This window comes from Streptococcus mitis (assembly GCF_946188695.1).
In the GTDB taxonomy this organism is placed as follows: Bacteria; Bacillota; Bacilli; order Lactobacillales; family Streptococcaceae; genus Streptococcus; species Streptococcus mitis_DF.
Map to the genome: position 1 here is coordinate 14,909 of NZ_CAMHWI010000021.1, position 20,039 is coordinate 34,947.

General features: G+C 40.6%; 20 protein-coding genes and 1 pseudogene. 13 read left to right on the forward strand and 8 right to left on the reverse strand.

The features are described 5' to 3' along the window. Nucleotides 1–552: 552 nt before the first annotated feature. Together N8L33_RS08610 and N8L33_RS08615 are read right to left on the reverse strand one after the other, a co-directional pair. Nucleotides 553–1,527, reverse strand: coding sequence for a sensor histidine kinase (locus tag N8L33_RS08610; RefSeq protein ID WP_000887973.1), 975 nt, complete (start codon nt 1,525–1,527; stop codon nt 553–555). After that, nucleotides 1,520–2,197 (reverse strand): response regulator transcription factor, encoded by a 678-nt coding sequence (locus N8L33_RS08615; protein ID WP_000548991.1) that lies wholly within the window; start codon nt 2,195–2,197, stop codon nt 1,520–1,522. The genes N8L33_RS08610 and N8L33_RS08615 overlap by 8 nt, the downstream gene beginning before the upstream one ends. Nucleotides 2,198–2,605: 408 nt before the next feature. Here N8L33_RS08615 and N8L33_RS08620 point away from each other — a divergent pair, with 408 nt between their 5' ends. The 3 genes from N8L33_RS08620 (at nt 2,606) to N8L33_RS08630 (ending at nt 5,237) form a co-directional block, all read left to right on the forward strand. Then, complete coding sequence (locus N8L33_RS08620) at nt 2,606–3,175, forward strand: TetR/AcrR family transcriptional regulator (RefSeq protein ID WP_101776789.1); 570 nt, start codon at nt 2,606–2,608, stop codon at nt 3,173–3,175. An 88-nt stretch (nt 3,176–3,263) separates the two neighbouring features. After that, complete coding sequence (locus N8L33_RS08625; protein ID WP_261059614.1) at nt 3,264–4,040, forward strand: ferredoxin reductase domain-containing protein; 777 nt, start codon at nt 3,264–3,266, stop codon at nt 4,038–4,040. A 123-nt stretch (nt 4,041–4,163) separates the two neighbouring features. Next, nucleotides 4,164–5,237: a DUF2974 domain-containing protein gene (locus N8L33_RS08630; RefSeq protein WP_261059615.1), complete on the forward strand. Its 1,074-nt coding sequence runs from the start codon at nt 4,164–4,166 to the stop codon at nt 5,235–5,237. 88 nt (nt 5,238–5,325) lie between these two features. Here the strand turns inward: N8L33_RS08630 and N8L33_RS08635 are convergent, their stop codons facing one another. From N8L33_RS08635 to N8L33_RS08645, 3 genes are all read right to left on the reverse strand, one after another. Further along, complete coding sequence (locus N8L33_RS08635) at nt 5,326–6,345, reverse strand: YdcF family protein (protein ID WP_261059616.1); 1,020 nt, start codon at nt 6,343–6,345, stop codon at nt 5,326–5,328. A 68-nt stretch (nt 6,346–6,413) separates the two neighbouring features. Further along, a complete protein-coding gene (locus tag N8L33_RS08640; RefSeq protein WP_001166795.1) occupies nt 6,414–6,851 on the reverse strand; it encodes an Rrf2 family transcriptional regulator in 438 nt (145 codons plus the stop codon). Between the two features lie 75 nt (nt 6,852–6,926). After that, entirely contained in the window at nt 6,927–7,769 is an 843-nt protein-coding gene (locus N8L33_RS08645; protein ID WP_261059617.1) for a metallophosphoesterase family protein, read from the reverse strand. Nucleotides 7,770–7,880: 111 nt separating this feature from the next. Here N8L33_RS08645 and N8L33_RS08650 point away from each other — a divergent pair, with 111 nt between their 5' ends. From N8L33_RS08650 to N8L33_RS08665, 4 genes and pseudogenes are all read left to right on the forward strand, one after another. Then, complete coding sequence (locus tag N8L33_RS08650) at nt 7,881–8,531, forward strand: metal-dependent transcriptional regulator (protein ID WP_261059618.1); 651 nt, start codon at nt 7,881–7,883, stop codon at nt 8,529–8,531. 120 nt (nt 8,532–8,651) lie between these two features. Then, nucleotides 8,652–9,362 (forward strand): nicotinamide mononucleotide transporter, encoded by a 711-nt coding sequence (locus N8L33_RS08655; RefSeq protein WP_203176384.1) that lies wholly within the window; start codon nt 8,652–8,654, stop codon nt 9,360–9,362. Between the two features lie 119 nt (nt 9,363–9,481). Further along, a pseudogene (locus N8L33_RS08660) lies at nt 9,482–9,894 on the forward strand (hypothetical protein). Nucleotides 9,895–9,912: 18 nt separating this feature from the next. Beyond that, entirely contained in the window at nt 9,913–10,326 is a 414-nt protein-coding gene (locus tag N8L33_RS08665) for a hypothetical protein (protein ID WP_261059619.1), read from the forward strand. A 38-nt stretch (nt 10,327–10,364) separates the two neighbouring features. Here N8L33_RS08665 and dtd read toward each other — a convergent pair whose 3' ends face one another. Together dtd and N8L33_RS08675 are read right to left on the reverse strand one after the other, a co-directional pair. Next, a complete protein-coding gene (dtd, locus tag N8L33_RS08670) occupies nt 10,365–10,808 on the reverse strand; it encodes a D-aminoacyl-tRNA deacylase (protein ID WP_000691419.1) in 444 nt (147 codons plus the stop codon). Nucleotides 10,809–10,837: 29 nt separating this feature from the next. After that, nucleotides 10,838–13,060 (reverse strand): RelA/SpoT family protein, encoded by a 2,223-nt coding sequence (locus N8L33_RS08675; RefSeq protein ID WP_261059620.1) that lies wholly within the window; start codon nt 13,058–13,060, stop codon nt 10,838–10,840. 344 nt (nt 13,061–13,404) lie between these two features. Here N8L33_RS08675 and N8L33_RS08680 point away from each other — a divergent pair, with 344 nt between their 5' ends. Both N8L33_RS08680 and N8L33_RS08685 read left to right on the forward strand, forming a co-directional pair. Further along, on the forward strand, nt 13,405–13,668 hold the full coding sequence (locus N8L33_RS08680) for a hypothetical protein (RefSeq protein WP_000750447.1): 264 nt from the start codon (nt 13,405–13,407) through the stop codon (nt 13,666–13,668). Between the two features lie 123 nt (nt 13,669–13,791). After that, entirely contained in the window at nt 13,792–14,421 is a 630-nt protein-coding gene (locus N8L33_RS08685; RefSeq protein WP_261059621.1) for an MBL fold metallo-hydrolase, read from the forward strand. 232 nt (nt 14,422–14,653) lie between these two features. Here the strand turns inward: N8L33_RS08685 and pepO are convergent, their stop codons facing one another. After that, nucleotides 14,654–16,546, reverse strand: coding sequence for an endopeptidase PepO (gene pepO / locus N8L33_RS08690; RefSeq protein ID WP_261059622.1), 1,893 nt, complete (start codon nt 16,544–16,546; stop codon nt 14,654–14,656). 177 nt (nt 16,547–16,723) lie between these two features. Between pepO and N8L33_RS08695 the strand changes: the two genes are divergently transcribed. From N8L33_RS08695 to tpx, 4 genes are all read left to right on the forward strand, one after another. Then, on the forward strand, nt 16,724–17,446 hold the full coding sequence (locus N8L33_RS08695) for a metal ABC transporter ATP-binding protein (RefSeq protein ID WP_261059623.1): 723 nt from the start codon (nt 16,724–16,726) through the stop codon (nt 17,444–17,446). Then, complete coding sequence (locus N8L33_RS08700) at nt 17,443–18,291, forward strand: metal ABC transporter permease (protein ID WP_049500957.1); 849 nt, start codon at nt 17,443–17,445, stop codon at nt 18,289–18,291. The genes N8L33_RS08695 and N8L33_RS08700 overlap by 4 nt, the downstream gene beginning before the upstream one ends. A 31-nt stretch (nt 18,292–18,322) precedes the next feature. Next, nucleotides 18,323–19,252 carry a metal ABC transporter substrate-binding lipoprotein/adhesin PsaA gene (gene psaA, locus N8L33_RS08705; protein WP_000733078.1) on the forward strand — a complete coding sequence of 310 codons (930 nt, stop codon included), beginning with the start codon at nt 18,323–18,325 and terminating at the stop codon, nt 19,250–19,252. Nucleotides 19,253–19,491: 239 nt separating this feature from the next. Then, on the forward strand, nt 19,492–19,983 hold the full coding sequence (gene tpx, locus N8L33_RS08710; protein ID WP_000256026.1) for a thiol peroxidase: 492 nt from the start codon (nt 19,492–19,494) through the stop codon (nt 19,981–19,983). Nucleotides 19,984–20,039 lie beyond the last annotated feature (56 nt).

Below are 20,039 nucleotides of genomic sequence, written 5' to 3' on the forward strand. Positions count from 1 at the left end.
TTCTAACGATTTAGGCTATTTCGTGACACACCCACAATCCGTGAAAATTCTGGTTATATCAGATTATGTGATTTTCGTAAGAATTTTATATTGTCTCCAATCATGGCAGTCTCCTTTTACTTGATAAAACTATTATAACATTTAGAAATTAAAAACTGGTTCAAAATCAATAGAATGTGTGTATTCGATACATTCAATAAATTCTTGGAAACAGTTCTACACCAGTTACACAAATCTATATACACCTATCTCATTCAAAATAAAAAGAAAGCTGCAGTTCTTTTAATCCTGTATCAACGATTCATTCTGAAATCGAATAGGAGACATTTCCCAAGTCTACAATTCACTTCATCTCAAATTAATTTTTGTAATTCACCCTTAGTTTATAGATTTTATGCTCAACAAAAGTATAAAGCATACAAAACTTCACTTTGAACCAGTATTTATACTATATTCCGTATTAAAAATTCTATTATTGGTTTTGTAAAAAACAGTCTTCAAATATCCTGAAATATAGCAAAAAGAGATTGGGTAAAAACTCATTGTCTCTTCTCACTCAAGGACTAAGTTCACTTGAGCAAACTGAATCCGCACTATCGTTCCTTTTCCGACCTCAGACTCGATGCGAATCTGGTGACCTAGTTCTTCAGAAATTTTCTTAGATAGATAGAGGCCAAGTCCAGATGACTGCTGAGTTAGGCGTCCATTATATCCTGAAAAGCCACGTTCAAAGACTCGGAGGACATCACTGTTTTTTATCCCGATTCCCGTATCCTTGATACAAAGCTCTTGCCCGTCCATATAAATCTCCAGACCACCTTCCTTGGTGTACTTGAGACTGTTTGAGATAATTTGTTCAATGACCACTAGCAGCCACTTTTTATCCGTCACGATTTCTTTATCAAGGTCATGTAGATTGACATTTAAGCCTTTTTGAATAAAGAAAAGAGCGTATTTACGAATTATTTCCTTGACCAAGTCCTCAATTTGAACCTGCTTTAAGACCAAATCATCATGAAAACTTTCTAAACGCAGGTACTGTAAAACTAGATTGGTATAGGAATCGATTTTAAAAATTTCCTGTTCTAACTGCTGCTTTAATTGGCGATCATCTACTTCTGCAACTAAGAGTTGACTGGCTGCAATGGGGGTCTTAATCTGATGAACCCACAAGGTATAGTAATCCAGCAAATCCGTCAGTTTTCTTTCTGAATCTGACCTCTGCTGATAGAGTTCCATCTCACGCGCTTCTAATTTTTCAGCCAAGGCTCTTTCCAAAGGAGACTGAGCTTCCCTCTCCCCATAGAGAAGTTCCTGACGATATACCTGCATTTCTACCAATATGTCCCAAGCAAAAAATAAAATGGTTACAAAGCAACACAAGAGGAAAAAATAGAGAAAGTAAATTCCTAAACTGGCAAATAAAAACTGAAAGAGTAAGACCAGAAACGTCAAAGAAAGTAGATAGACAAACAGACGACTACGGGAGCGCAGATAGGCTAGAAAAAATTGTTTCCAATCAAGCATGCTTCAGTCCGTACCCTATCCCTTTCTTGGTCTCGATAAATCCTACCAAACCCTGCTCTTCCAATTTTTTACGCAAACGAGCTACATTAACAGATAGGGTATTGTCATCAATGAAAAAGTCACTATTCCAAAGTTCCCGCATGAGGTCGTCACGCGCTACAATATTGCCCGCATGCTCAAACAAAACTCGTAAAATCTGGAATTCGTTCTTGGTCAAATTCAAGACTTGGCCTTGATAATGTAAATCCATGGATTTGGTATTGAGGATCACACCGGCGTATTCCAGTAAACTCTCGTCACGCCCAAACTCATAGGAACGGCGTAGCAAGCCCTGAACCTTGGCTAAAAGAACCTGCTGGTCAAAAGGCTTGGTCACAAAGTCATCCGCGCCCATGTTAATCGCCATGACGATATCCATAGCCTGGTCTCTCGAAGACAGAAACATGATGGGTACCTTGGAAATCTTGCGAATCTCCTGACACCAGTGATAGCCATTAAACAAAGGCAGTCCAATATCCATGAGGACCAGATGAGGTTCCGACTGAACAAATAGACTCAAAACTTCCATAAAGTCTTCTACCAGGACCACTTCAAATCCCCATTCAGAGAGCATTTTCCCGACCTGTTGACGAATAACCTGATCATCTTCTACTAATAAAATCTTGTGCATCTGATTCTCCTTTGCTAATTTTAGGAGTCTTAAATCCTTTAGTATAAATAGAGGGCTTAGTATCTAATACTTTTTTGACATTTCCTTGTCACAACAGCTCAAAAACAGATAGTGAATAACCCCATTGATATCATACCTTATTTTCAGACATAGTGCCAGCCTTACCCTTTTATTTTTAATTTTTTCAACCTTCATTTCAGTTCTTTTATCCATCCCCTTAACCAAAATTTATATCTATTCTTCCAAACCTTGAGTGTAGTTAAAACGACACTCTATACTCTTCTAACATTGAAAAGCTCCTTATCGAGTTGTATCCGTAAAAAGTTCTAGCTTTCAGATTGACAATCTGAAAAAGATTTGTTAAGATATGAATGAACGGGATTTAATATTCATTCAGAAAAGAGGTGAATCAAATTGGACAAAAAACAGGCTTTGAAATCAGCAGCTTATGAAGTTTTTTCAAAAAAAGGATACAAGGCGACAGGAATTTCAGAAATTGCTAGACAAGCTCATATGGCAGTCGGATCTTTTTATAACTATTACGAAAGTAAAGAAGCTATTTTTTTAGATATCTATATTGATGAAAACAACCGTGTTCGCCAAACTATGATCGAAGAACTGGATTGGGAAATTGATATGATTGATCTTATTAGTCAACTCTTTGCTCAATCCAGAGCACTCGTTTCTTCCAATAAAATCCTTGCAGAATGGTACAATCCTGCCATAGCAGATGAGTTGCATAGCTACTATTCCTCAGAAGAAGGGAAAGTCACGAATCCATTTCATCAATTTCTCGTGAAAACCTTTACTCATCGTTTGCAGGCTGAAGGCCATTCTCCAGAAAAAATTCAAGATATTTTACAAGTTTACAACCTATTTTACTACATGGATATGCATATCACAGAAAACGATTTTCCAGATATTAGCAAAACTGTAGAAATACTAGCAACCAATTTCATTAAAGGAATACTGAAATAAAGAAATCTTTTCTTTATTTTTTGAAAATTATTGAATGAAAAAAAATATTATTCATTCATGAAAAATTACTACACTATAGGAGTTAAAAATGAAACGAGGGAAAAAAATGTTCATAATTATTCTAACTACACTTGGAGTGCTCGGCTTTATATCTTGGGGAATCATTACCTATCTTGGACGAAGTCAAACTTTATCGATAAAATCCATTGAAAATCCCAGCGGAGATTTGTATTTAGTTCACATCACAAAACCAAAAAATCAAATATGGAAAGCTGGCTCCTTTGCTCAGTTTAAGCTTCCTGACAGCGCGTTTGGTCCAGACAAAAGTCCAGTAAAGGAGAATCAGGCTAGCCGATGGCTAACCCTTGCTTCCACTCCTGATGAGGATGAAATTCTTATTGTAACCCATAATAGTGGTAGCGTGTTTAAGGAAACCTTAACACATTTACCAGCTGGTAGTAAAATTGAAATGAGGTGGCTGGAGTCATCTTTATCTGTTAAAGACAATGACCAAGCACTGGTTTGTTTTGCCTCTGATGTCGGTATTTCTACTCTACGTCCAATTGTTAAAGAGTGGGCTGGTAAGCGCTCCATCATTCTTAATCATTTAGACAAAGGAGTAAACATTTTTGATAATGAGTTAAGAGAGCTTAGTAAGAATAATCCGAATCTAACTTATAAAACTAGCGAAACCTTTTCTCAAAGCCAAGCATTTTTAAAAAATGCGGTTGTGAAATACGGTAACCAAGCTATTTATCTCTTAACCGGCCAACCTGATGATATAAATGAGATGAAGAATTTCTTAAAAGAGAATGGGATTGACGCCAAACAGATACAAACAAGTATGTTTAGAGGTTTGAAATAAAAGCAAACTGTCTTCTATGTATCTAAATCATACCATTATAGGTCGGTATGTAGAGAGATCGTACAAACCAACTAGTAAATTCTATGTGTTTGTGATAAGATAAATAAAAAGAAAGGAGCTCTTATGACCAATATTTTTGATTATCTGAAAGATGTCGCACACGATTCTTATTACGACCTTCCTTTGAATGAATTAGATGTTTTAGCCTTAACAGAAATCACCTATCTCTCATTTGATAATCTGGTCTCCACAGCTCCTCAGCGACTTTTAGACCTAGCACCTCAGGTTCCAAGAGAACCCACCATGCTTACTAGTAAAAATCGCCTCCAGCTATTAGATGAACTAGCTCAACACAAACGCTTCAAAAATTGCAAACTCTCCCATTTTGTCAATGACATTGATCCTGAATTGCAAAAACAGTTTGCGGCTATGACCTACCGCCTCACTCTCGATACCTATCTGATTGTCTTTCGTGGGACAGATGACAGTATCATTGGCTGGAAGGAAGATTTCCACCTAACCTATATGAAGGAAATTCCTGCTCAAAAGCACGCTCTCCGCTATTTAAAGAACTTTTTTGCCCACCATCCTAATCAAAAGGTCATTCTGGCTGGGCATTCCAAGGGAGGAAATCTAGCCATCTATGCTGCTAGTCAAATTGAGAAAAACTTGCAAAATCAGATCACAGCAGTTTATACCTTTGATGCTCCCGGTCTCCACAAAGAACTGACACAAACTGAGAGCTATCAAAGGATAATGGATAAAACCAAGGTCTTCATACCACAAGGTTCCATCATCGGTATGATGTTGGAAATTCCGGCCCACCAAATCATCGTGCACAGTACTGCCTTAGGTGGTATCGCCCAGCACGATACCTTTAGTTGGCAGATTGAGGACAAGCACTTCGTCCAACTGGATAAGACCAACAGTGATAGCCAACAAGTTGACACAACCTTCAAAGAATGGGTGGCCACAGTCCCTGACGAAGAACTCCAGCTCTACTTCGATCTCTTCTTTGGCACCATTCTTGATGCTGGTATTAGCTCCATCAATGACTTGTCTTCCTTCAAGGCTATTGAACACATTCATCATCTCTTTGTCCAAGCGCAATCCCTCACTCCAGAAGAAAGGGAAACCATGGGACGCCTTACCCAGTTATTGATTGATACCCGTTACCAAGCCTGGAAAAATAGATAGTACCTTTCAAAAATCAAATGAATACAAAACAAAAGACCTAGAATACATACTTTCATGTGCATTCTAAGTCTTTTTTAATAAAATCTAACTACCAAATAACCCCTTTATAGGCTAGCAAAATGATAGCTAATATCGGAACATAAAAGGCGAGGAAGAGCCATTTCATTTTAACACAGAGAGCCACGTACTCCCGAATAAAAGCAGATGGTATGTAGTAGCCTGCTGTCCTACATCCGAGTCCATCTCCCTTCATATTTAACTTACGAGCATAGGTACTAGTACGAAAGACATGATAGTCATTTGTAACAAAGAGGAATTGAGGTTTGGCTACCAGTTCCTCACCAAGTTCCTTAGAAAAGAGAAGGTTCTCGTAGGTAGTCCTTGATTGATCTTCCAGAATAATCGCATCTTGGGGAACATCTGTCTCTTCAAGAAGATAGTTTGTAATGGCCTGCGCTTCAGAAATCTTCTCATCTCCTCCTTGACCACCACTGGCAATAATTTTTATGTTAGAATTCTTAGACTTGTGGTAAGCTTCTACTGCCTTATCAATTCTCCTCTTCAGCAAAGGTGTTACCTTTTCTCCGCCTAATAAACCAGCACCGTGAATGATAATAAAATCATAATGCTTCTTCTTAGGAATAAAGAGATACAAGATAGAGTACAGCATAAAACCCGTAAAAGCAAAGCCAAAAATAAAATAAGAGTAGAAAATGAATACAAATAAAATGTTTAGAAAGTGATTGGTGGCAAATAAAGCGTCTCTATCTCCAAAGCGAAATAACATCAAAGCAAAAAATACCAAAATGACTATTCCAAGGAGCATGGAGAGATAATTGGCCTTTGAACGTCCCTCTCGCTTCAACAAAATGACCCCATTATAGATTAAAAAGATGCCACTTAGAAAAATCAGTATCGGAAGTAAAATAAAGGGAAATATAAAAAAAGCGAAATGAATCTTCTCATACCCATTTTGATAAAAAAGGTAGCCTAGATAAAAATAACTGGAAATGAGGGATAATAAGAATAATACTGGATTCCACAAACTTCTATTATCCTTCCAAAATGACACTATAAAGGCTAATACGATTCCTATAACGAGATACATTTCTTCCTCCTTTAATGATTCTATTTTATCACAATTTTACATAGAGAAAAAGAGGGCATCTACCCCTCTTAATCCTTCATTTGACTCTCTGCATCAGCCACGACTTGTTCTAGACTGGTCTGACCAAGCTCTGCCTCCATAGCCAGCTGGATTCTCTCCAATTTTTGATCCAAAACATCATGAATATGGGCTCCAACTGGGCAATTTGGATTTGGATTGTCATGGAAACTGAAGAGTTGACCAGTCTTACCAAGACACTCAACCGCTTGATAAACGTCTAATAGACTAATGTCCTTGAGGTCCTTGACAATCTCTGTTCCCCCTGTTCCACGCGCTACTGAAATCAGCTCTGCCTTCTTCAACTGAGACAAGGTCTTTCTGATAATGACAGGATTGACCCCGACACTAGCAGCTAAAAAATCACTGGTCACCTTGCTTTCTTTCCCCTTGAGGGCAATGATTATCAGCATATGAGTCGCAATGGTAAATCTACTCGGAATTTGCATCCTCTTCTCCTTTTTACGAGGCTACCCTGCCTCTACTCTTCTTTTTCTTTTATTATACCTTTTTTAGTTGTAATGTCAATCGTTACCACTTTTCAACCAAGCATCTAATTCCCTATCATAACCCTCTTTCTGGGCCAATTCTCTCAGAAATTCCTGATGATGAGTATGGTGGATACCATTGACCAGACTTTCATAGTAAACCTCAAAATAGGGAAGTTTGAGGTCTTTAGCCAGCTGCAATTCAGCTGCCACATCGTAGTCTACCCGTCGGAAGTCCATATCTACCAAGCCCTTGCCATCAAACTCTAAAATCATATACTGGGCCCGCAAGTCCTTCCGCAACTGGGCATCTAGAAAGAAAGGTTGCCCAATCGAACCTGGATTGACAATTAATTGCCCACCAGTCCCGTAACGAAGCAACTGCTGGTGAATATGACCATAAACAGCAATATCACAAGGCGGATTGGTCACCAAGCGGTCAAAATCCTCTTGCGCTCCAGTATGAATCAACTCTCTCCCCCAGTTCTTATCAGGAAGATGGTGGCTAATTCCTACCGTCAAATTCCCAAACTGACGATGAATCTGGAGTGGTTGATTGTGGAGCAGTTCAATTTCTTCTAGGGAAATTTCCTCTAAAACATACTGGCACTGGCGTAATAGATAGCGTTGACTGGGACGAGTACTATCCAATTCCTTGCGGACACCATGCCAAAGACTGTCTTCCCAGTTTCCTAAAACTCTAGCCGTAATCGGTAGTTGAGCCAACAAGTCCAAAATCTTTCTACGCCCTGTCCCTGGCATGAGAATGTCTCCCAAAAGCCAGTATTCATCCACTCCTAGCTGCCGAGCATCTGCCAAAACAGCCTCCAAGGCGGTGGTATTTCCATGAATATCTGAAAGAAGAGCTATTTTCGTCATATCCATCTCCTCGTTTTTTCTCTTGCAATAAGTATAACATAAAAAGTCACAGCTAGAGAAATCTAGCTTTTTTTGATATACTAGATAGAGATATTAGACAAGAGGAAGCGAATGACCCCGAATAAAGAAGACTATCTAAAATGTATTTATGAAATTGGCATAGACCTGCATAAAATCACCAACAAGGAAATTGCGGCCCGCATGCAAGTCTCTCCCCCTGCCGTAACTGAAATGATTAAACGGATGAAGAGTGAAAATCTCATCCTCAAGGACAAGGAATGTGGCTATCTACTGACTGATCTCGGACTCAAACTGGTCTCTGAGCTCTATCGTAAACACCGCTTGATTGAAGTTTTTCTAGTTCATCATTTAGACTATACAAGTGACCAGATTCACGAGGAAGCTGAGGTCTTGGAACACACTGTCTCTGACCTGTTCGTGGAAAGACTGGATAAGCTGCTAGGATTCCCCAAGACCTGCCCCCACGGAGGAACCATTCCTGCCAAGGGAGAACTCCTAGTTGAAATCAATAACCTACCACTAGCTGACATCAAGGAAGCTGGCGCCTACCGCCTGACTCGGGTGCACGATAGTTTTGACATTCTCAGTTATCTGGACAAGCACTCACTTCACATCGGTGATTCGCTCCAAGTCAAGCAGTTTGATGGCTTCAGCAACACCTTCACTATCCTTAGTAAAGACGAGGATTTACAAGTGAATATGGACATTGCCAAACAACTCTATGTCGAAAAAATCGACTAACTTCTCAAGTACCACTACCAACCCTGAAAGTTTTATTTTCAGGGTTTTATTTTTATCATTTGATTTTGCTTTCATTTAGTTGTAGAATATTTGTTAAAAAAAAGAAAGATAGTTTAACCTATGAAAAAATCACTAAAAATTTTTGCGACATCTAAATGGTTTGACCTCTTTGGAGTTGCTCTGGTCGTTGGGATTGCGATTGCATCTGGTTACCTCAACTCCCGTCTCGACAAATTCGTAGACTGGGGCCCATGGACAGCTCTTGTTCCCTTTGGATTGATTTCCGTAACCAATGTTGGAATTTCCATGTTGTCCACTCGTTTCACGGGAAAATTAAGCAAATGGGGAAATTATTTTGGTATTGTTAATACCATTTTGTCCGGTGCTATTGATTATATCCTTGGAAATAAGGCGGCTATTATCACCTATCCCGTCACCTTCCTCATTTATACCTTTGCTATTAAGAAATGGGAAGCTTCGCAAGAAGGCAGACCCAACCAAATGAGCCAAAAACAGCTAAAATTGGCGGCCATCATCATTTCCATCATCGCCTTCCTCTTTGCCTTTGCGACCAACTATATCGGCTATGGAGGAAAGATGAATCTCCTTGCCTACGTGACAACTATTGCCTTTGCACTATCCCTCATTGCCAATGCTTTTAACGCATTGAAACTAACAACTCAGTGGGGATTTTGGTTGATTTACAATTTTGTGCAGCTGACAAAGGCTGGCATTCAAGGAAACTTTGCCAATATCGGAAAATACATCTTTTATATCCTCAATGCAATCGGAGCTTTATTTGTCTGGAATGATGAAGAAGTAAAACAATAAGAGGGAAAGCAAATAAAGAAATCTAATAGAATCTCCTTACTAAAATTTTTTAGCATTTTACTTGTAACTCCCATTCTTTTGGAGTAGAATGAAGCTAGATAAAAGAGGGAGGTCTTGTCATGAAAAAACTCTATAGAATCCATTTTACAGCAATTGCAGTTATCGATTTGCTACTATTCGCATTTTTCAGCAAAAAACCCGATACATCTTGGGGTGGCTCTTGCTATCTGGTTTTATTTTCCTCCTTACTCAAGGACTCCTGTTATTTCGCTTGGTTGTCCGACTCAAACATCAATTCGCTGAGATTTATCCTCAAATCAATAAAAAGATTCGCTTCTACTATTTAGGGGTTTTCTCCATTGATTTTCTATTTTTTGTGCTCTTAGCCTTCGTTAGTTCTCAGCGATTTTCCGCTCTTATGCCATTCATCACTGCTTGTCATTCTACTTTTTATTATATAACGGCTAGCCACCTGAGAGAAAACTATCCAGACTTTTACGACAAACATATCTCTTTGTGGGAGTGTCTCTAGGGAAAAGGAGGTTTTATCATGAAAAAAATTATCTACATCAAAACCATTCAACTTCTTGTCATTGATGGAATCATGCTGGCATTTTTGACATTTAAAGAGGGGCTTACTTGGGATTGGATTTTGATTTACAGTGGTTGGCTCATTTTCTTTCATCCTGTGCTATTGACCTATCTGTCCAACCAGCTTTGTGACTACTTTAGTCAACTCTATTCCCAGATTAGACCTAGATTCTGGCGTTTTTCCTTGCAAATCCTCCTATGGGATAGCCTGATCATTCTCTCCTTGATATGTTTAAGGGGTATTCCACTTTTCCTTCAGGGAACTCTCCTAATCCTAGGCCATCTCATCCCTTCCTATCGCATAAGCCAAAGCCTGAAAAGAGATTTTCCTAAGGCCTATCAAGAACCGATTTCTTTTTGGAGTATTTTGTAATAGACGAGAAAGACCAAGCCGGCTGGGCTTGGTCTTTCTTATCTATTTTTCGTATCAAGGATAATGGTGACTGGTCCGTCATTGACCAGCTCAACCTGCATATCCGCTCCAAAGATGCCTGTCTGAACGGGCACTTCTTGCGCTAATTTTTGATTGAAAGCATCATAGAAGTCTGATGCCATATCAGGCTTGGCTGCGCCTGTAAAGGCTGGACGATTTCCTTTCTTAGTATCCGCAAAGAGGGTAAACTGAGAAATAGAGAGGATTTCTCCTTCAATATCTTTGACAGACAGGTTCATCTTGCCTTCTGCGTCTGAAAAAATCCGCATATTGACCAGTTTTCTCACAGCATAATCCAAATCTTCCTCTTGGTCCTCTGGTCCAACACCAACCAGCAATAAGAGTCCCTGATTAATTTTTCCCTGAACCTGACCTTCAATGCTCACTTGGGCTTTTTTAACTCGTTGGATAATGATTTTCATAATAGCCTTTCTAGTAAGAGCTAGGACAATTAGCCATTGGTCCGTTTAACAGAGTAAACTTCTGGCACACTCTTAATCTTGTCCACAACCGTGGTTAGCGTCGAGAGGTTGGCAATTCCAAAGGATACATGGATATTAGCAAATTTCATATCCTTGGTTGGTTGGGCGTTGACTGTTGAGATATTCTTGGTTGTGTTTGAAAGAACTTGCAGTACATCGTTCAATAGTCCTGTACGGTTGAGACCATAGATATCGATATGAGCCATATACTCCTTATTTGAGTTTGAATACTGGTCTTCCCATTCCACATCAAGGAGACGTTGCTCGTAGTTTTCTTGTGCACGCAGATTCATACAGTCCACACGGTGAATAGCCACACCACGACCCTTGGTAATGTAGCCGACAATATCGTCACCAGGTACGGGGTTACAACACTTGGCAATCCGCACTAGGAGACCTGAGGCACCTTCAATGACCACTCCACCCTCATGCTTGACCTTGAGGGTTTCTTTGTTTTCAACCTTTACCTCGCCCCCTTTGACAAGTTCCTCTGCCTCCGCCTTGGCCTTGGCACGTTCTTCTTCACGGCGTTCTTTTTCAGTCAGACGGTTAAAGACGGTAATCGCACCGATTTCTCCAAAACCAATGGCCGCAAAGAGGGATTCTTCTGTTTTATAGCTAGTCTTTTGCAGAACTTGGTCCATGTGGCGCTTGTCCATAAATTTATTGGCTACATAGCCATTTTCTTGGAACTGGGCCATCAACATTTCACGCCCCTTGTTGACAGACAATTCCTTATCTTGGTTTTTAAAGAACTGACGAATCTTGTTACGCGCCTTGCTGGTCTTGACCATATTGAGCCAGTCACGACTTGGTCCAAAGGAGTTCGGATTGGTGACAATTTCAACCTGATCCCCTGTCTTGAGCTTGGTTGTCAGTGGAATCATACGGCCATTGACCTTGGCACCAGTTGCTTTTTCCCCTACTTTAGTATGAATTTCGTAGGCAAAATCAATAGGTCCTGAATCTTTTGGAAGAGAGCGGACAGCCCCATCTGGAGTAAAGACGTAAATCTCCTCAGCCAGATAGTTTTCCTTGACAGAGTCCACAAATTCCTTGGCATCATCAGCCTGGTCTTGGAGCTCCATCATCTCCTTGATCCAGTTCATCCCAATAGCTGATTCCTTGCTGTTGACTTGCCCCTTAATGCCTTTCTTATAAGCCCAGTGAGCCGCAACCCCGTACTCAGCCACCTCGTGCATGGCTTTAGTTCGAATCTGGAATTCGATCGGCCCTTTTGGCCCATAAACTGTCGTATGGATAGACTGGTAACCATTGGCCTTTCGGTTGGCGATATAGTCTTTGAAACGACCAGGCATGGGTTTCCAAAGTTCATGAACATAACCAAGCATGGCATAAACATCACTTTGGGTATCCAAAATACAACGAATAGCAATCAGGTCATAGATTTCCTCAAACCGTTTTCTCTTATCCTGCATTTTGCGGAAAATAGAGTAAATATGCTTGGGACGACCATAAATCTTCCCTCTCAAGTGATGATCCGTCGTATATTCCTCTAATTTTGTGACTACCTCATCCACCAAGGCTTCACGCTCTCTGCGTTTTTCCTTCATCATATGGGTAATCTTGTAAAACTCCGTTGGGTTGAGATAACGGAAAGACAGGTCTTCCAACTCCCATTTGACACTGGAAATCCCCAGACGGTGGGCAAGTGGTGCATAAATTTCCATGGTTTCTTTGGAAATACGCTCCTGCTTGTCTTTTCGAAGGTGTTTTAGCGTCCGCATATTGTGCAAGCGGTCAGACAGTTTGACCAAGATAACACGGATATCCTCAGACATAGCCATGAGCATCTTGCGGTGATTTTCAGCCAACTGCTCTTCGTGAGACTTGTATTTAACTTTACCAAGCTTGGTAACCCCATCTACGATTACCCGCACATCAGGACCAAACTCTCTTTCCAAATCATCCAAGGTCGCATCTGTATCTTCCACCACATCATGCAAGAAACCACAAGCTACCGTTACGGCATCCAGCTTAAGCTTGCCTAAAATACCTGCCACTTGGATGGGGTGAATGATATAAGGCTCACCTGATTTGCGGTATTGACCACTATGGCATTCCACCGCATAGACCAAGGCCTTATGGACAAAATGGACATCCTCTTCCGTTAAATATTCTTTGGTTAAAGCGACAACTTCTTCGCCTGTTAAATTCACTTCTTTTGGCATCTCTACTCTCCAATTCTTCCTACCATTTTATCACTTTTTTAAGAATATGAAAACTAGATTGGAACAGAATAAGAAAAAAATAATTCAGAATTGCTTGACAATTCTGAATTATTAGTCTATAATATATTACGAAGTTAGATTTTAAACTTAGGTGATAGAAGGAGAGATAGAAGAACGGAAACCATATTGTAACCGAAAGACTTTCTGACTTCCCCAATTCCATTGAATATACGAAAGATAAACGGTGGAACTCGTGTCACATACACTGGTACCTTGACTGGATTTTGGAATTAAAAATCCTCAAGATGCTTTCTTTTATCCGTTAGTTTATAAGGAGAACACCTATGAAAAAAACTGCTATTTCTATCTTTGCTCTCCTAGTGTTAGGAGTTAGCTGCCTGTTCCTATTCAGTCAACAAAGCTATAAAAAAACAGTCGTTCAATACTATGCTAACGATCAGAACCTGCCCAATAGGATAACTTATAGTGAATATAGCGATAAACGAGAAGCCAACTACGGTGGCACTCTAAACATCACATCTATCAAACAAGCTAATGACGGAGTTTATGCAACCTATGAAGGGCAATTGACACCTCTCCAATATTGATAAATTGATAACCAGCCTGTCTTCATCCAGTCATGCTGGTTTTTAAGTTCATTCTAAATCCTTACCTATTCTCCCTAACTGTGCTATACTTAATTTAGTACATTCTTTGAGATTGGAGCCAATATGAAAATCCATAAAACTGTGAATCCCGTTGCCTATGAAAACACCTATTACCTAGAAGGTGAAAAGCACCTCATCGTCGTTGATCCTGGCAGCCATTGGGACGCTATTCGTCAGACAATAGAGAAGATCAACAAACCGATCTGCGCTATTCTCTTGACCCACGCTCATTATGACCATATCATGAGTCTGGACTTAGTTCGCGAGACTTTTGGCAATCCTCCTGTCTATATTGCAGAGAGCGAAGCTAGCTGGCTCTATACTCCTGTCGACAATCTCTCTGGGCTTCCCCGCCACGATGATATGGCGGATGTGGTCGCAAAACCTGCTGAACACACTTTTGTCTTTCATAAAGAATACCAATTAGAGGGATTTCGTTTCACCGTCTTGCCAACACCAGGTCACTCTATCGGCGGCGTTTCTATCGTCTTTCCTGATGCTCACCTAGTCTTGACAGGAGATGCTTTGTTCCGTGAAACAATCGGGCGGACCGACCTTCCAACTGGTAGTACGGAGCAACTTCTCCATAGTATCCAAACCCAACTTTTCACTCTACCAAACTACGATGTCTATCCAGGGCATGGTCCAGCTACTACCATCGCTCACGAAAAGACCTTCAATCCTTTTTTCTAGTAAAATAATGACAATCAATTTCGCAATTTAATACTCAATGAAAAACAAAGAGCAAACTAGCCGCAGGTTGCTCAAAGCACCGCTTTGAGGTTGCAGATAAAGCTGACGTCGGTGAAGAGATTTTCAAAGAGTATAAGTAAACTATACAGCAATTCTTTCCATTATAAAAGGCATCCTATCAAGGCTTTCACACCTGATTGGATGCCTTTTTCTTATGACTAGATTTTTTGCATTACCAAATAATCACGCGCTCTTCTGGTGAACGCCACATACCGTCTCCTTCTTTGACATCATAGGTTGTAAAGAAATCATCGAAGTTTGGCACTTGCACATTGACACGGAGTTTGGCTGGCGCGTGCACATCCACGCTAGCCAAGAGTTTCATAAATTCTGTACGACCTTTCATGCGCCAGATGCGACCGAAGTTGTAGAAGAATTCTTCTGCTGAGAAGTCTGGTTCTCTCTTAGCTGCTTCAAGCGCTGCAGCGATTCCTCCCAAGTCCGCCACGTTTTCTGACACAGTCAATTTACCGTTGATGGTTGCGCCATAAGAATCCTGTCCATCAAACTGGTCAATAACTTTTTGTGTTTTCTCCTTGAAGGCAGCATAGTCGCTCTCTGTCCACCAATCCTTGAGGCTACCATTTTCATCGAAGGAAGCTCCGTTGGTATCAAAGGCGTGGGAAATTTCATGGGCAATAACCGCCCCAATACCACCGTAGTTAGCAGAAGACGACTGATGCAAGTCATAGAAAGGTGCTTGCAAAATAGCTGCTGGGAAGACAATTAAGTTCTTCTGTGGATTGTAGTAGGCATTGACCATATGAGCAGGCATGCCCCATTCCTTGTAATCTACAGGCTGGTTCCACTTGCTCCAACTGTGCTTGATTTCAACACGCGCAAAGGCTAGAGCATTATCAAAAAGACTAGCAGTCTCATCCACTACCTTGTCCTTGTAACGCTCTGGCAATTCTTCTGGGTAACCGATATAAGGCTTGATAACATTGAGTTTGACGATGGCCTTGTCACGAGTTTCAGGAGTCAGCCAGTCATTTTTAGCCAAGCGTTCCTTATAAACATCAATCATAGTTGCCACTTTTTTCTCCACGTCTGCCTTAGCCTCTGGGGAGAATTTTTCATGGGCATACCAGAGACCCAAGGCTTGTTTGAAAGGACCTTGTGCTAGCTGGTAGGCTGCCTTGACCTTGTCTTTGGCTTCTGGAACTCCTGAAAGCGCACGGCTATAGGCACCTGACAAGACACGAATTTCTTCTGTTAAATAACTGGTTGAGAGATTCACAACACTTAAAATTAAGGTTGCCTTGAGGAGAGGCCATGCCTCTTCACTATAGAATTGATCTGCTGCTTGCCAGAAACGTTCCTCGTCTACGATAACCTTGTCTGGTACTTGTCCAAGAACGGCTTGGAAGAAGTCATCCAGAGGTAGGGCAGGCGCAAATTTCTTGAAATCTTCATAAGAATATGGATGGTAGAGTTTAGCATACTCTGAACTTTCTTCATTAGAAAGCACCACTGCTGCAACTCGACGGTCCAATTCTAGTCTTTTCTCTAGCAAGTCTTCAATTTCTTCATCAGAAAAATCATAAGCCTTGAGGAGATTTGCGCTGCTTTCTTTCCAAAGAGTCAAAAGCTCTTCGCGCTGAGGATGGTCTTCTGCATAGTAGGTCGTATCTGGCAAGATTGTACTTGGAGCACTAGCCCATAAAACGTTGATTCTGGCATCCATAAAGTCTGGCGATACACCAAAAGGAAGGAAGTTTGGTTTGCCAGCAAGCTCAAACTCTGCTAGTTTAGCTGTAAAATCCGCAAAAGTCTCCAATTCTTGGAATTCTTTAAGAAGTGGTAAGACAGGTGTGATACCGTCAGCTTCTCTCTTGTCAAAATCACGAACTAGGCGGTGGTATTTGACAAAGTTTGCCAAGATAGCATCCTCAGGCACCTCTTCTCCTGCCAACCACTTGTCTGTTGTCGCTAGCATCAGGTCTTCAATTTCCTGATCTAAATCAACAAAACCTCCCGTTTGAGACTTATCTGCTGGAATTTCAGCTGTCTGTTGCCATTCTCCATTGATTGCATCATAAAAATCATCTTGATAACGTGTCATCGTGTTCTCGCTTTCATTTGTACTTGTTTTTAGCTTAACAAAAATTAACTGGGAATGCAATTAAAAATGAACTTTCTCTTTCCATCATTTTTCAGTTATTATTTTAATTTTTTTAAAAATTAACTTGACTTAATTTTTTTTTTAATGTATATTAAGAGGCAGGAGGAATACAAGTTTATGATACGTATCGAAAACCTCAGTGTCTCCTACAAAGAAACGTTGGCACTTAAGGATATTTCACTAGCGCTCCATGGACCAACAATTACCGGTATCATTGGTCCAAACGGTGCTGGGAAATCAACATTATTAAAAGGGATGCTGGGAATTATCCCACATCAAGGTCAGGCATTTCTCGATGACAAGGAAGTTAAAAAATCCTTACACCGAATTGCCTATGTCGAACAAAAAATCAATATCGACTACAACTTTCCCATCAAGGTCAAGGAATGCGTCTCGCTAGGACTATTTCCCTCTATTCCTCTCTTTCGAAGTTTAAAGGCTAAACATTGGAAGAAAGTGCAAGAAGCCCTTGAAATCGTCGGCCTAGCTGACTACTCTGAACGTCAAATCAGTCAACTGTCTGGAGGTCAATTCCAGCGGGTTTTGATTGCCAGATGCTTGGTGCAGGAAGCCGACTATATCCTCTTGGATGAACCTTTTGTTGGGATTGATTCTGTCAGTGAGGAAATCATCATGAATACGCTGAGAGATCTGAAAAAAGCTGGGAAGACGGTTCTCATCGTCCACCACGACCTCAGCAAGGTTCCCCACTACTTCGATCAAGTCTTGCTTGTCAATCGAGAAGTGATTGCCTTTGGTCCAACCAAAGAAACCTTTACCGAAGCCAATCTCAAAGAAGCTTACGGTAATCGACTCTTTTTCAATGGAGGTGACCTATGATTGCAGAATTTATCGATGGATTGCAAAAATTCCATTTCTTACAAAATGCCTTGATAACAGCCATTGTCGTCGGGGTCGTAGCTGGAGCTGTAGGATGTTTCATCATTCTACGCGGGATGTCACTCATGGGAGATGCCATTTCACATGCTGTCTTACCAGGTGTAGCCCTCTCCTTCATCTTGGGCGTTGACTTCTTTATCGGAGCCATTGTCTTTGGATTGCTAGCTGCCATCATCATTACCTACATCAAGGGGAACTCGATTATCAAAAGCGATACCGCCATCGGCATTACCTTTTCTTCTTTCTTAGCCCTCGGTATCATCTTGATTAGTGTCGCTAAAAGTTCAACTGACCTTTTCCATATCCTTTTTGGTAATATCCTAGCCGTCCAAGATACGGATATGTTTATTACTATGGGTGTTGGGGCAGTCATTCTCTTGTTAATCTGGATTTTCTTCAAGCAACTCTTGATAACTTCCTTTGATGAACTCTTGGCTAAAGCCATGGGAATGCCTGTCAATTTCTATCACTACCTTCTCATGGTACTCTTGACTCTCGTGTCTGTGACAGCCATGCAAAGTGTCGGAACTATCCTGATTGTAGCCATGCTGATTACCCCAGCTGCAACTGCTTATCTGTATGCTAATAGCCTGAAAAGCATGATTTTCCTTTCCTCAACCTTTGGAGCGATAGCTTCAGTTTTGGGGCTCTTTATCGGCTATAGCTTTAACGTTGCGGCAGGTTCTAGTATCGTGCTCACAGCTGCTAGTTTCTTTCTCATTAGCTTCTTTATCGCTCCAAAACAACGATATTTGAAACTGAAAAATAAACATTTGTTAAAATAAGGGGCAAAACCCCAATAAATTGGAGGATCTAATGAAAAAATTAGGTACATTACTCGTTCTCTTTCTTTCCGTCATTGCTCTTGTAGCATGTGCTAGCGGAAAAAAAGATGCAGCTTCTGGTCAAAAACTAAAAGTTGTTGCTACAAACTCAATCATCGCTGATATTACTAAAAATATTGCTGGTGACAAGATTGATCTTCACAGTATCGTTCCTGTTGGTCAAGACCCACACGAATACGAACCACTTCCTGAAGACGTTAAGAAAACATCTCAAGCTGATTTGATTTTCTATAACGGTATCAACCTTGAAACAGGTGGCAATGCTTGGTTTACAAAATTGGTAGAAAATGCCAAGAAAACTGAAAACAAAGACTACTTTGCAGTCAGCGAAGGTGTTGATGTTATCTACCTTGAAGGCCAAAACGAAAAAGGCAAAGAAGACCCACACGCTTGGCTTAACCTTGAAAACGGTATGATTTTTGCTAAAAATATCGCAAAACAATTGAGCGCGAAAGACCCTAGCAACAAGGAATTCTACGAAAAAAATCTCAAAGAATATACTGAAAAGCTAGACAAACTTGATAAGGAAGCTAAAGAGAAATTTAACAACATCCCTGCTGAGAAAAAACTTATCGTAACCAGCGAAGGATGTTTCAAATACTTCTCTAAAGCCTACGGTGTCCCAAGTGCCTACATCTGGGAAATCAACACTGAAGAAGAAGGAACACCTGACCAAATCAAGACCTTGGTTGAAAAACTTCGCCAAACAAAAACTCCTTCACTCTTTGTAGAATCAAGTGTGGATGACCGTCCAATGAAAACTGTTTCTCAAGACACAAACATCCCAATCTACGCACAAATCTTTACTGACTCTATCGCAGAACAAGGTAAAGAAGGCGACAGCTACTACAACATGATGAAATACAACCTTGATAAGATTGCTGAAGGATTGGCAAAATAATACTCTTCGAAAATCAAATTCAAACCACGTCAGCTTTATCTGCAACCTCAAAGCGATGCTTTGAGCAACCTGCGGCTAGTTTCCTAGTTTGCTCTTTGATTTTCATTGAGTATAAGCCTCTGAAAAACGTCATTCTCACACGTGAGATGACGTTTTTTCTATGCCCATATTTCCGGTCAAATCATTGGAAAATTCTAACTGTTTTAGCTAAAATGGAAGAAAAAAGATTGGAGTATCTTATGGTAACTTTTCTCGGAAATCCTGTAAGCTTTACAGGTAAACAACTACAAGTCGGTGACAAGGCACTTGATTTTTCTCTCACTACAACAGATCTTTCTAAAAAATCTCTGGCTGATTTTGATGGCAAGAAAAAAGTCTTGAGTGTCGTGCCTTCTATCGATACAGGCATCTGTTCAACTCAAACGCGTCGTTTTAATGAAGAACTGGCTGGACTGGATAATACGGTTGTCTTGACTGTTTCCATGGACCTCCCTTTTGCCCAAAAACGTTGGTGCGGTGCTGAAGGCATTGAAAATGCCATCATGCTCTCAGACTATTTCGACCATTCCTTTGGACGTGATTACGCTCTCTTAATCAATGAGTGGCACCTATTGGCACGCGCAGTCTTTGTCCTCGATACTGACAATACTATTCGCTACGTTGAATACGTGGACAATATCAACTCTGAACCAAACTTCGAAGCCGCAATTGCAGCAGCTAAAGCCCTATAGAAAAAATCCTCTGTCACAAAGAGTTTCCTGCTCTTTGAAACGGAGGATTTTTGAAT